Below are 12,587 nucleotides of genomic sequence, written 5' to 3' on the forward strand. Positions count from 1 at the left end.
GGTCAGCGTCCCTTGACCGACTCTTCCAGCTCCAGAAAGCTGGGTCGATGCTCCGGCAACAGGGCCTTGCGCCCGAATTCTACAGCCAATGCCGGGGGCAGCCCCTGGGCGCTGGCCACCAGGCACATCTTGATCGCCTCGTAGGTATTGGCTTCCTCATGCGCCTCATGGCCCATTGCCGCGGCGAAAGGTCCGACAAAACCATAGGCGGCGAGAATACCCAGCAACGTACCGACCAGCGCTGTTGCTACCTTCTCGCCAATTTCAGCATTTTCTGCTTCGCCGAGAACGCCCATGGTAATCACGATGCCCAATACTGCCGCGACAATACCGAAAGCAGGCAAGCCATCGGCCACCCGGGTGACCGCGTGGGATGGCTCGTGCAATTCTTCCGTGAGACTGGATATCTCTACATCAAATAACGCCTCGAGCTCGTGCGGGGCCATATTGCCGGTCGACATGATCCGCAAATAATCGCAAATGAACTCGGTCATATGCTTATCTTTGAGAATCGCTGGATATTTGCTGAAAATCGGACTCTCCGCTGGCTCTTCAATATCCGCCTCAATCGACATCATGCCCTCGCGGCGGCTCTTATTGAGCACCTCATAGAGCACGCCCAGCACATCCAGGTAGAACGGCTTGCCAAACCGATGGCCGAATATGATCTTCGGCGCGCTTCCAGCCGCCTTTTTTACCGTGGCCATGGGGTTGGCAACCAGGAAAGCGCCCAAGGCAGCGCCACCGATAATCAGGATTTCGAACGGATGCCAAAGCGCCGCCAACTGCCCGCCGGAGAGCATGAAGCCGCCCAGAACGCAGCAGATAACTACCAAAAAGCCAGCAATTTTCAGCATAAACCGGTCTAGTCCCCTGAGAGTAAAAGTCGCCGCCAAGCAAATCAGCCATCGGGCAGCAAAATAATCGTTATCACGTTATAGTCATATCAGCCTTGGGCCGTCGATTGACTCATTATAAGCCGCATACCTCATGAGCACAGAACAAGAACGTAAACTGATCGTACAAGCTGATATCGGCAGCCTCCGGCAAAGCCTGAACAGCTTTGTGCTGCCAATTGAAAAAAATCAGTGCCTGCGCCTGACCAGCCTACTCGACAATGAACTCATGGGCATTACTGATCTGACCCGTGAATTGCTCCGCGTGCCGGCTGCGGCGTTGCAGATATGCAGAGTAGCGGGTGATATGGCGCGGACCAAGGATATCGACATTCTTACGCTTGAACAGGCCTGCAACATGCTTGGCACTCTGCGTTTGGGCAACTTGCTGCGCAGCTTACCCATCGTCGAAAGAGATCAGATGCCGCTGGCTTACCGGCAAATGCTAAGCATCAGTGAACATGCCCTGATCCAGGCCCAGGGGTTATTCGCCAATAGAATGGCCCGCCTATGGCACGAAGTCTCGCTGGCCAGTCTGTTGTTCCTCGCCCCATGTTGGGTGCTCATTTACCATCGCCCAGAGCTGTTTCAGGTATGGGATGCTCGGCACCTGGAACGTGAACCGGCTGATACCCAGATCAAACCCTGGTTGCTCGACAGCAGTCATATCATGGGCCTGATTCAGCATCTGGCAGAAGACTGGTGGTTGCCACCATGGATCTTGCAAGGCTACCGGTCACTGGGCAGCAGCCGACGGGTAATGGTCAAGGCTCTGCATATCGCGCGCGACTCAACTCACCCACAACAACAACAGGCGCTGCTGGATGCTGACCGCGGCTTGTCACGCTGGCTGACCATGCCAGCTAACAGCTTGCTGATGGCCAACGGTATTGCGCTGGGTGCGCATCATGACTGGGACGCCAGGCATACCGGACGCTGGCAGCAACTGACTGCGCTTTACCTTGGCTGTACACTGGCCGAGGCCCAGAGCGCCAGCCATATGAATGCCGTAGAGAGTGCGCGCAGTCAGGGACGGCATGCTGATCTAGACGTATGGCTTCCTGCCCAGGCCTTGATCTGGGAAATCCGCAGCCGCAGGCGCGTGAGCTTGCCGACGCCAACTCACTCCGCCGGCCCGATCAACAGCGCGGGCGATGTGCAGGGGCAGACCCACCCGTCCGATCCGGCGATATGGCGAGAGCAATGCCTGAAGTTGCTGGGGCAAAGTGGTTCATTCGCCAGTCTGAGCGAACTGCTGCACAGCGCCATAAGGGCGCTTAATCAGGGATTGGGCCTGAATCACTGCTGGATAGCCCTGTATAATGGCAAACAGAAACAGCTGATTGTCGGCGCCAGCGCCGGGTTTAATTCCCCTTCAGCCATTCAGGGGCTTGCGCTGGGCAACTGCCGCGCTACCCAGTGGGGCCAGTGGCTTAAGGCTCATACCCTGCATAATGTAAACGCCCAAAGCCTGAAGCGTGACAGCACCCTGATTCCGGCGACCGTGAAATCACTGCTGGGCGACCAATGCGCACAGCTTCTGCCGTTGCAGCACCGTGGGCAGGTTATTGCCCTGCTGGGCGTCCAAGGGCTGCAGCAGAAGGATCTATCGAATGAGAAACAGCACAAAGCACTGCTGAAAACTGCCGAGTGCATTTACCGGGCATTGATGAACTTCCAATCCAAAGCCTGACACCCAATAGCCGGGATCAACGGAGACCCTCAATGCAATTACCCGTATTACCCTTGCTGATTGAACCGCAGGCTTTGGCCACCGCGCTTGAAACCCGTCAACTGAGCAACAATCTGCGGCTGGTAGACCTGTCCAGCCCAGAGCAATATCTCAAAGCCCATCTACCGGGCGCCGTTCATCTGCCCCCCGCGCGCACCAGTTCCCCGGCTCCGCGCCCAGGCCTGCTGCCCGAAATGTCTCACTTGGTTCAATTGTTCGGCGAGCTGGGTCACCATCCCGACCTGCATTACGTTGTTTATGATGACGAAGGCGGCGGCTGGGCGGGACGTTTCATCTGGATGCTCGACAGCATTGGTCACACCCGCTACAGCTACTTGAATGGCGGGCTGAAAGCGTGGCAACAGGACGGTCTGCAAACAGAATCACAGCCCCATTTTGCGCCACCGACCCAACCTCAGTTAACGCTCCAGCCTGATGTAAGTATCAGCGCTGCTGAACTAATGAGCAGCCTCGAGCAACCGGATCTGATAGTTTGGGATGCCCGCTCCCCCGCCGAGTACCGCGGCGAGAAAGTATTTGCTGCCCGCGGCGGGCACGTGCCCGGCGCGATCAACTTCGAGTGGACTGCCGGCATGGATACCGAGCGCGGTCTGCGGTTACGCGTCGATCTGCAGGAAGAACTTCAGCGTCTGGGCATCACTCCGGACAAGGACATCATCACCCATTGCCAAACGCACCACCGCTCAGGCTTCACTTATCTGGCGGCAAAAATACTCGGTTACCCTCGGGTCAGAGCCTATGCCGGCTCCTGGTCCGAATGGGGCAACCGCTCTGACACACCTGTTGAACTTTAAGGACCCTGCATGCGCGAGCGCCTGTTTATCATTACTCAGTATCTATTACCGCAGCATCTGATTTCCCGTCTCGCGGGGTGTCTGGCTAATTGCACCTGGGCTTGGGTGAAAAACCCCTTTATCACCTGGTTCGTTAAACGTTACGACGTGGACATGCGTGAAGCAGAACAAACCGACCCTACCGCCTTTGCCTGCTTCAACGACTTTTTTACCCGTGCTCTCAAGCCGGGCGCAAGACCGCTGGACCCACAGGCAGACAGCATTCTTTGCCCTGCGGACGGCACCATTAGCCAGCTTGGCAAAATTGAACACGGCCGGATATTCCAGGCCAAAGGTCAGAGTTTCAGTGTGCTTGAACTGCTGGGTGGACACGCGGAGCATGCTGCACTGTTCCAGGGTGGCGAGTTTGCCACTGTGTATCTGTCACCCAAAGACTATCACCGCGTCCATATGCCAACTGGCGGCACCCTGACCGATATGGTCTACGTTCCGGGGAAGTTGTTTTCAGTAAACCAGGCGACAGCTGAGAATGTGCCCGAGCTATTCGCTCGTAACGAACGGGTTGTTTGCCTGTTCGACACCAGCCACGGCCCTATGGCGGTGGTGCTGGTGGGGGCGATGATCGTTGCTTCGGTGGAAACGGTGTGGGCCGGACTGGTCGCCCCGCCAACCCGGCAACTGAGATCCGAACGCTATGGGCAAGCAGCACCTGCCTTGGAGCGCGGTGCGGAGATGGGCCGCTTTAAACTCGGCTCAACCGCGATTGTTCTCTTCGGCCCAGGCCATGCCGCCTGGGACCCGGCGATGTGCGCGGGTTCCGCGGTCAGCATGGGGCAGGCTCTGGGCAAACTCCTGGAGTGAACGGCGATCTGGGCTGGCGCTCAAGCTCGTGCAAAATTGAAAGCGATTACCTGCTCAATGCGCGGCGCTCCCAGCGCCAGCATAACCAGTCGGTCCAAGCCTAGAGCAACGCCCGCGCAAGGCGGCAGGCCGGCGTTCAATGCATCAACCAGACGCGTATCCACTGGCAGTGCGGCCTTGCCCATTGCCTCGCGCTCGCGCTGGTCGGCAGCAAATCGCCGGCCCTGCTCTTCTGCGTCAGTCAATTCAAAATAGCCGTTGGCCAGTTCCATCCCCTGCACAAATAACTCGAAGCGCGCAGCGCTTGGCACTGCATCATCGCCGTCCACAACCTGCGCCAAGGCTGCCTGTGACGCTGGAAAGGCGTAGACCATGGTCGGCGCCTGTAACGCGGGCTCGATGCAATGCGAGAACAACAGGTTGAGCCAGCCATCGCGCGGCATTTCGCCGCTAAAGCCACATCGATTGCGCCCCTGCTGGGCAAGATCGGCATCGCTGCATTGATGAATATCCAATGCCAGATGTTCGGCAAACAAGCTCGCATAGGTAACACGACGCGCTGCAACGCAGCCGAGAATACCGACCACCAGGGCTTCCACCTCATCCATCAACTGATGGTGATCAAAGCCCACGCGGTACCATTCGAGCATGCTGAACTCGGGATTATGGCGGCCGCCAGTCTCGCCATTACGAAACACCTTGCACAGCTGCCAGATACAGCCACTGCCAGCGGCGAGTAGCCGCTTCATCGGGTACTCCGGTGATGTATGCAAATACAGCCGCTGCGCAGCCTGATCGCCGTCGGCAATATAATCGGTGGCAAAGGGGTGCAGCTGAGGATCACTGACCGCAGCGGCGGACAGACAGGGCGTCTCCACTTCCAGCACGTTGCGCTCGGCAAAGAACTGACGAACCTGCCCTATTATCCCGGCGCGCGCGCGCAATGCGTTAATCGACGCGGAAGGCTGCCAATCCTGCATCACTTACTCTCCAACCAGAAAAGAAAAACCGGGGCTAGGCCCCGGTTGATCGGTACGTGCTTGCCGGTGCCTCAGGCACTCAAGCGCGGCCCACATACTCGGCGCTGCGAGTATCTACTTTCAGTACATCGCCGACGTTGATGAACAGCGGCACCTTGACCACTGCACCAGTCATCAGCTTGGCTGGCTTGGTACCACCACCGGACGTGTCACCGCGCACACCCGGATCAGTTTCAACCACTTCCAGCTCAACAAAATTGGGTGCACCAACTGCAATCGGCGCGCCGTTAAACAAAGTAACCTGATAGATCACTTGTTCCTTCAACCAGTTCTTCGCATCGCTGACCGCTTTCTCGTCCGCCGCTACCTGCTCGAACGAACCGTCGGTGGCCATGAAATGCCAAAATTCACCGTCGGCATAGAGATATTCCATCTCGCGATCCATGACATCGGCGCCTTCCAGGCTATCGCCCGACTTGAAGGTACGCTCGTTGACCCGGCCGGTCTTCAGGTTGCGGACCTTGACTCGGTTGAATGCCTGGCCCTTACCCGGCTTGACATACTCGTTTTCCAGAATGGAGCAAGGATCGCCATCGAGCATCACCTTGAGACCGGGCTTGAATTCGTTGGTAGAATAATTGGCCATACACTTCCCACTGACAGTTTGAACGGAAACATCCGATAACGCGCTGAACAGAAGCGTCAGACCGGGATAAATCCCGGTGACAGCCAGACGTCAGCAATAACGTCCGACGGATGCCTTGCCACCCAAGCGCGGAAAACGCCAATGATACATGGATCTTTAGCCTCTGTTGAGTCCGACAGCTGGCAAAGTCTGCTGGCCTCCAGCATTACTGACCCTCGCACCTTGCTGGAGCGGCTCAACCTCGACCCTGCCCTGCTGGGGCCGGCAATGTTGGCCAGCGCTGATTTTGCCCTGCGCGTGCCCGAACCCTACCTTGCGCGCATGCAGCCTGGTGACGTGCATGACCCCCTATTACGCCAGGTGCTGCCCGTTGGTGAGGAGCTGCTGGCTCAGCCTGGTTATCAACTCGACCCCCTCGGCGAGCAGCAGACCAACGCCCGGCCAGGCATTATTCACAAGTACCATGGGCGCCTGCTATTAATAGTCAGCGGTGGCTGCGCGATTAATTGCCGTTACTGTTTTCGCCGCCACTTCCCCTACGAAGACAACAACCTGAGCACCGCCGAGTGGCAGCAGGCGCTGGACTACATCCGCTCGGATACCAGCCTGAGTGAAGTGATTTACAGCGGCGGCGACCCGCTGGCAGCCAATGATAAGCGGCTGGCCTGGCTGACTCGGGAAATTGCCGAGATAAACCATATCCGCCGGTTGCGTATTCATACACGCTTACCTGTGGTCATTCCCCAGCGCGTCACGGGCGGATTGATAGATGCCCTTTGCGCTACCCGATTACCGGTCACCATGGTTCTGCACTGCAATCATGCCAATGAAATTGATCAGCATCTTGGCGCAGCCATACAGCGGCTGCGTGCCGCAGGGATGACATTGCTGAATCAGTCGGTGCTGCTCAAGGGCGTGAATGATCAACTCCAACAACAACTGGAGCTCAGCGAAAAGCTAGGCGACCATGGCGTTTTGCCCTATTATCTGCACGTACTGGACCACGTAAAAGGCGCCCAGCATTTCCATGTAGACGACCAGCTTGCTAAGCGGCTGGTTGGCCAGATGCTGAGTAAGCTTCCAGGATTCCTGGTTCCCCGCCTGGTGCGCGAAACAGCCGGGTGCGCTGGAAAATCACCTTTACCAGTAGAACTGATTGAATAGCGTCAATTGAAATAGCGTAATCTGCTAGATAGTGGCCTATATCGACCGCGCTGAGCCTCTTTAGCGCCTGGCCGACTTTGCTGCTAGAGTGTTGGTGACGCACTGGCGTCCTGGAGAACCCGTTCTCAACGCATCGGGACTTGGCCTGAACCGCTTGTATTGGATAAGACTGTTATGGATAGCACAACGCAAAAATTGAATTTGCGGATACCTCAGCAGACGCTCAAATCGCTGAGCTTTGCAGAGGGCAGTGAAAAAGGCATCGTTCAATGGCTGGCCAATTTACCCAAGGCCAACATCGGTGAGACTGCGCGTCAGTTATATCAGGGCCTTATCGAAATCAATCAGCTGGATATCGCTGCGGACAAGCGTCTGGCGATTCTCGAACGCATCCGTCCGGAAGTTCATTACGTGTGCAGTGCACTGGCCAAATATTATCTTGGACAGTCGATCGTTCTTGAGGACAAACCGCGCAAAGTCGCCAACCTCTCACAGTCGTTACAGAATCACCTGGCCAACGGCTACAAGATCGTTGTTGCCCAGGAACGTACGATCAAATCCCGCGATCACTCGGCGCTGGTCGGCCTGGCAATACAGCGCGCCATGCGAGGCCTGTGCGGGCCACTGCTGCGCGCCTTTCAGCTTTACTGCCCGGTGGCTGACGGCGTGTGGTTGGAGTTGCACCAGTTATATCAATTGGCGCGCAAACGAGGCCTGCATCAACAACCGATCAATGACAATGAAAGCCAAGGGGGGAAACCCCTGAGCATCGAACAATGCTACTTGATCGCATTGCTGATGGGCTCGGCAAGACCGAATCAAATGCGCCAGAGCGCAATGGGTCGGTTGTTCGTCACCCTTGAGGACTGGTCGCGTATGGCCGTGCTGGTTGAGCCAACCGACGCTCGTGCCCTGTTCATCATCAACCCGGCGATGGACTGCCCGCCCCGTTATCGCTCTCTGATCCGCGAGGAAGATTTGACCAACAGCCTGGGCCTCAGCACCCAGGACCTGGTCGACGGCATCAAGGAATACATGCTCAACGGCGGCGAAAGTCGCGGCAACCTGAAGATCCCTGAGGGTTTCGGGGTCGAGTTGCTGCAGCATGTCAGCCAGTCCTGGGGCGACCTCGCAGAGCGCACTTTCAACCGAGTACCAGGCAGAGGTATTCTCAAACTCAGTATAGGCATGAGTGCCACGCACTTCCGTATCGCCCGCGTGCCCTTTTCCAGTTTTATCGATGCCGACGAGAAGGATACCAACCCGTTCTCCGACGCCGCGCAGCGTGAACGTCACAAAGGCGGATGGAACGGCGCGTTCGATGGTGAACCGAAGTCCCTGGATTGGAGCCCTGGCGCTGTCGAACAGATCAATTACAACAGCTTGCCCGGCGATACCAACCTGGAAGAGAACGACGACAATTTTCCGATTCACACGCTGCCGATCATTAATCACAGCCCCGGTGGTTTCTGCCTGACCTGGCCAAAGGATGTGCCCAAGCAACTGCAGGCGGGCGAGCTGCTGGGCATTCAGGAAGAGAACGAACAGGACTGGAGCCTGGCCGTAGTACGCTGGATACGCCAGGTGCGGGGCGGCGGCACTCAGATGGGCATTGAGCTGGTGGCGCCGCATTGCACCCCTTGCGCGGTCAAGCTGATGCGCAAGACCGAACAGCCCAGCACTTATCTGCGCGGACTGATACTACCCGAGGTCGCTGCGATAGACCGGCCGTCGACGCTAATTACGCCGCGTATGCCTTTTCAGGTCAACAGCAAGGTCATGATCATGCAGGGCAACCGTGAGCTGCGTGCCCATCTCACCGACCGCGTGGCCGCGACGGGCAGCTTCAGTCAGTTTGAATACAAGCTGCTGGAGCCACTGAATGAGCAACAGACGAAATCCGAGACCGGCAGCACATCTTTGAATACCGGTGCCGAGGATGACTTTGACTCACTATGGAAGTCTCTGTAAATTCAGGTTTTTACGGATTGATCCGGACCTGATGCAGAAGGCGCCATACCCCTGCGGCTGATGGTCGCTCGGGGCTCTTATCCGGATTTTCTTATCCAATGTGAGCCGGTAAAACTGGCCGTTTAAATCTGGAAGACCATGGGCACAGACTCAAGCGCAATCCGACTACTGATCCTCGAAGATTCGCAGAACGACGCTGAGTACCTCGTCAGCCTACTGCGCAATGCCGGACATGCTACCCGTGCGCACCGAATTACCTCAGTGGAAGACCTTCAGGAATGCCTGCAGCAAACCTGGGATTTGTGCCTGGCTGTGCCAGAAACCAGCTTTATGAGCGCCACCGAAGCCTGTGAGCTGATAGCGCGGCAGTCCAGGGATATTCCCTTCATATTGCTAAGCCCGGAAGCGGGTGATCAGGAGCGTACCCTGGGCATGCGCTCTGGCATGCGTGATGTCATTCCCGACTCCGCAGAAGCGCTATTGACCATCGTGGTCAAACGCGAACTGGCCAGCCTGGAGGCGCGTCGGCAACTGCGCATTGCAGAACAAAGCCTGCGTGAGGCTGAAAAGCGCTGCCAACTCTTGCTCGACAGCTCAGTTGATGCGATCGCCTATGTCCACGATGGCATGCATATTTACGCCAACCGATCCTATATCAGACTGTTTGGCTATGAGGATCCGGACGATCTCGCCGCCGAACCCATGGTGGGCTTGATCGCCAGCAAAGACCAAGCCGCTTTCAAGAACTTCCTGCGCAGCTACAGCGATCAGGGCGACAAGAACGAAATGCGCTGCAGCGGTATTGACATTGATGGCAAAGAATTCCCCGTCATGCTGACCTTCACCCCGGCCAGCTATGACGGAGAGCCATGCACCCAGGTCGTCATCCGCGTTGAAACGGCCAGTGCCGAGTTTGAAGAGAAGCTCAAGGTCATGGCCAGTCAGGACCTGGTCACAGGCTTGTACAACCGCTCCTATTTTCAGGAGCAGTTGGGCAAAGTCAGCGAACAGGCAGTGCATCTGGGCCAAGCCAGCAGCCTGGTTTACCTGAGCATCGACAACTTCAACGGTGTACAGAGTGACGTGGGGATTGGCGGCTCTGATCTTATTCTCAGCGACCTTGCCCAGATGCTGCGTCAAGCGTTCCCGGAGAACACCCTGCTCGCCCGCTTCAGCGACGACGCCTGCAGCATTCTGCTGGCAGGCCAGGAGCCGGAAGCGGCTAATCCGATGTTGGACGATTTGCGCAAGAAAATCGAAGCCACGCTCTTTGAAGCTAACGGCCGGACCGTCCAGATTACCGTCAGCATGGGCATATCTGCGATCAGCGAGACCAGCCCCAAGCCGGAAGAGGCCATCGACCGCGCCCACCGCCTTGCTGATCAAATCACCCAGGCGGGCGGTAACGCCATTCGCATATTCAATCCGCTTGAAGAACTGGCGCATCAGGCCAATCGCGGCAACCTTATCGCACTGGTCAAGCACACGCTGGAAACCAACGGTTTTAAACTGCTGTTCCAGCCAGTAATCAGCCTCAGGGGCGACAATTCAGAGCACTATGAAACCTATTTGCGGCTGATCAACAGTCAGGGGGAAGAAGTGCCTGCTGCCGATTTTTTACCCGCTGCACAGGAAGCCGGGCTGGCTGTAGAGATTGATCGCTGGGTGATTACTCAGGCAATCAAGATTCTGGCCAACCACCGCGTCAAGGGCACCGATACGCGCCTGCTGCTTAATCTGAGCGGTGCCAGCTTGCAGGATGCAGAACTGGTGCAATGGGTCGCTGGCCAGTTGAAAGAAAGTCGCTTGCCACCTGACAGCCTGATTTTTCAGTTCAACGATGCCGATGCCAACGCTTATATGAAGCAGGCCAAGACATTGACCGAATCGCTGCACAAACTGCACTGCAAGGTGTCGCTCAGCCACTTCGGTTGCGCTTTGAATCCCTATGCCGCGCTCAAGCATCTGCATGTGGACTTTATCAAGATTGATGGCTCATTCAGCCGTGATCTTTCCGACGCGGAAGCGGTCAGCACGCTCAAGGGCATGGTCACCACCTTACATGCTCAGGGCAAACTGACCATCGTGCCCTATGTCGACAGCGCGACCATGATGCCGACCTTATGGCAAGCCGGGGTCAACTACATCCAGGGGCATTATTTGCAGTCGCCCAGCGACAGCATGAACTACGACTTTTCCGCGGAATAACCCTGCTGGCTCGGCAGAATGGGTGGCGGCCATTCTGCCGAGCACGTTCAGAAACCTTCGCGATCCCGAAACCCCAGCAGATAGAGAATGCCATCCAGGCCCAGAGTTGAGATGGCCTGTTTCGCCGACTGCTTCACCAATGGCTTGGCTCTGAACGCCACGCCCAGCCCGGCGATTGACAACATCGGTAGATCATTGGCACCGTCACCAACGGCAATTGTCTGCTCCAGACTGATTCCCTCGCGCTCGGCCAGCTCACGCAGCAAATCTGCCTTGCGCTGCCCATCAACAATCGGTTCCAGCACTTCACCGGTGACCAGCCCATCCTTGACCGGCAACGCATTGGCATACACATAGTCGATACCCAGCCGTGCCTGCAATTGCTCGGCAAAATAACTGAAACCACCAGACAGAATAGCGGTTTTGTAACCCAGGCGTCTCAGCTGGCTGATCAGCGTTTCCGCCCCTTCGGTTAACCTCAGGGACGCCCCAATCTCTTCCAGCACCGATACCGGTAGCCCCTTCAGCAGCGCCATGCGCTCGCGAAAACTGGCTTTGAAGTCCAACTCACCGCGCATAGCGCGCTCGGTGATCTCTGAGACTTGCTCACCCACGCCTGCCGCCTTGGCCAGCTCGTCAATGACCTCTGCATCAATCAAGGTCGAGTCCATGTCAAACACGACCAAACGGCGGTTGCGGCGAAAAATACTGTCTTGCTGGAAGGCAATATCCACATTCAGCTGCTGAGCGATGGTCAGAAATTCAGCGCGTAGCGTGCCCGGATCAGAGGGCTCCCCACGCACCGAAAATTCGATACAACCCTTGCCTTGATCAGCCGGCAGGCCCTCAGGAATACGCCCGGACAGGCGGTCAATATGATCAATGTTCAAACCGTAGCGGGCTGTAATTTCGCTGACTTGGGCGATATGCTCCGCGGTTACCCGGCGGGCCAACAAGGTGACGATATGCCGTGGCTTGCCCTGCCCGGTTACCCAGCGACTGTATTCATCCGCGCTGACTGGCGTAAAGCGTACTTGTTGATCAAGCTCATACCCGCGGAACAGGACATCCTTGAGCACATCAGCCATCCCCGCCTCGCCGGCCATCTCGACCAGAATGCCGAAGGATAAGGTATCGTGAATAACCGCCTGACCGATATCCAGAATATTCACTTCTGCTCTGGCCAGAATGCCTGTAATGGCCGCTGTCAAACCGGGCCGATCCGGGCCGGTGATGTTGATCAGAACAATTTCCTTCAAAGGGGCCACTCCAATCTAGAGATGTGTGCGTTTGTGGTCGACTATTCTACCTGTT

10 protein-coding genes are annotated in these 12,587 nt (G+C 56.9%); 6 read left to right on the forward strand and 4 right to left on the reverse strand.

Translation table 11 applies throughout. The annotated features are described in order from the left end of the window. Positions 1–2 precede the first annotated feature (2 nt). On the reverse strand, positions 3–857 hold the full coding sequence (motA, locus tag EAO82_RS17405) for a flagellar motor stator protein MotA (RefSeq protein ID WP_096348429.1): 855 nt from the start codon (positions 855–857) through the stop codon (positions 3–5). A gap of 133 nt (positions 858–990) precedes the next feature. Between motA and EAO82_RS17410 the strand changes: the two genes are divergently transcribed. From EAO82_RS17410 to asd, 3 genes are read left to right on the forward strand one after another with little or no spacing between them, the layout of a single operon-like run. Next, on the forward strand, positions 991–2,589 hold the full coding sequence (locus tag EAO82_RS17410; RefSeq protein ID WP_096348430.1) for a hypothetical protein: 1,599 nt from the start codon (positions 991–993) through the stop codon (positions 2,587–2,589). Between the two features lie 32 nt (positions 2,590–2,621). Beyond that, positions 2,622–3,443: a rhodanese-like domain-containing protein gene (locus EAO82_RS17415; RefSeq protein WP_096348431.1), complete on the forward strand. Its 822-nt coding sequence runs from the start codon at positions 2,622–2,624 to the stop codon at positions 3,441–3,443. Positions 3,444–3,452: 9 nt separating this feature from the next. Continuing rightward, entirely contained in the window at positions 3,453–4,304 is an 852-nt protein-coding gene (gene asd / locus EAO82_RS17420) for an archaetidylserine decarboxylase (protein ID WP_096348432.1), read from the forward strand. Between the two features lie 20 nt (positions 4,305–4,324). Here the strand turns inward: asd and epmA are convergent, their stop codons facing one another. Together epmA and efp are read right to left on the reverse strand one after the other, a co-directional pair. Then, on the reverse strand, positions 4,325–5,284 hold the full coding sequence (gene epmA, locus EAO82_RS17425) for an EF-P lysine aminoacylase EpmA (protein WP_174959017.1): 960 nt from the start codon (positions 5,282–5,284) through the stop codon (positions 4,325–4,327). Between the two features lie 79 nt (positions 5,285–5,363). Next, positions 5,364–5,930: an elongation factor P gene (gene efp / locus EAO82_RS17430; protein WP_096348434.1), complete on the reverse strand. Its 567-nt coding sequence runs from the start codon at positions 5,928–5,930 to the stop codon at positions 5,364–5,366. Positions 5,931–6,071: 141 nt separating this feature from the next. On the opposite strand from efp, the gene epmB reads away from it, so the two are divergent. The 3 genes from epmB (at position 6,072) to EAO82_RS17445 (ending at position 11,273) form a co-directional block, all read left to right on the forward strand. Further along, positions 6,072–7,094, forward strand: a complete 1,023-nt coding sequence (epmB, locus tag EAO82_RS17435) for an EF-P beta-lysylation protein EpmB (protein WP_096348435.1) — start codon at positions 6,072–6,074, stop codon at positions 7,092–7,094. Between the two features lie 174 nt (positions 7,095–7,268). Further along, on the forward strand, positions 7,269–9,065 hold the full coding sequence (locus tag EAO82_RS17440; RefSeq protein WP_096348436.1) for a molecular chaperone: 1,797 nt from the start codon (positions 7,269–7,271) through the stop codon (positions 9,063–9,065). A gap of 138 nt (positions 9,066–9,203) precedes the next feature. After that, positions 9,204–11,273: a GGDEF domain-containing protein gene (locus tag EAO82_RS17445; protein ID WP_096348437.1), complete on the forward strand. Its 2,070-nt coding sequence runs from the start codon at positions 9,204–9,206 to the stop codon at positions 11,271–11,273. A 47-nt stretch (positions 11,274–11,320) separates the two neighbouring features. Here EAO82_RS17445 and serB read toward each other — a convergent pair whose 3' ends face one another. Continuing rightward, on the reverse strand, positions 11,321–12,532 hold the full coding sequence (serB, locus tag EAO82_RS17450; RefSeq protein ID WP_096348438.1) for a phosphoserine phosphatase SerB: 1,212 nt from the start codon (positions 12,530–12,532) through the stop codon (positions 11,321–11,323). Positions 12,533–12,587: the final 55 nt, after the last annotated feature.

It is taken from the genome of Halopseudomonas pelagia, from assembly GCF_009497895.1.
Classification (GTDB): Bacteria; Pseudomonadota; Gammaproteobacteria; order Pseudomonadales; family Pseudomonadaceae; genus Halopseudomonas; species Halopseudomonas pelagia_A.

Bases quoted from the DNA above. Each gene is read 5' to 3' on its own strand.
- motA (WP_096348429.1), bottom strand. From the start codon at position 857: ATGCTGAAAATTGCTGGCTTTTTGGTAGTTATCTGCTGCGTTCTGGGC.
- EAO82_RS17410 (WP_096348430.1), top strand. From the start codon at position 991: ATGAGCACAGAACAAGAACGTAAACTGATCGTACAAGCTGATATCGGC.
- EAO82_RS17415 (WP_096348431.1), top strand. From the start codon at position 2,622: ATGCAATTACCCGTATTACCCTTGCTGATTGAACCGCAGGCTTTGGCC.
- asd (WP_096348432.1), top strand. From the start codon at position 3,453: ATGCGCGAGCGCCTGTTTATCATTACTCAGTATCTATTACCGCAGCAT.
- epmA (WP_174959017.1), bottom strand. From the start codon at position 5,284: ATGCAGGATTGGCAGCCTTCCGCGTCGATTAACGCATTGCGCGCGCGC.
- efp (WP_096348434.1), bottom strand. From the start codon at position 5,930: ATGGCCAATTATTCTACCAACGAATTCAAGCCCGGTCTCAAGGTGATG.
- epmB (WP_096348435.1), top strand. From the start codon at position 6,072: ATGATACATGGATCTTTAGCCTCTGTTGAGTCCGACAGCTGGCAAAGT.
- EAO82_RS17440 (WP_096348436.1), top strand. From the start codon at position 7,269: ATGGATAGCACAACGCAAAAATTGAATTTGCGGATACCTCAGCAGACG.
- EAO82_RS17445 (WP_096348437.1), top strand. From the start codon at position 9,204: ATGGGCACAGACTCAAGCGCAATCCGACTACTGATCCTCGAAGATTCG.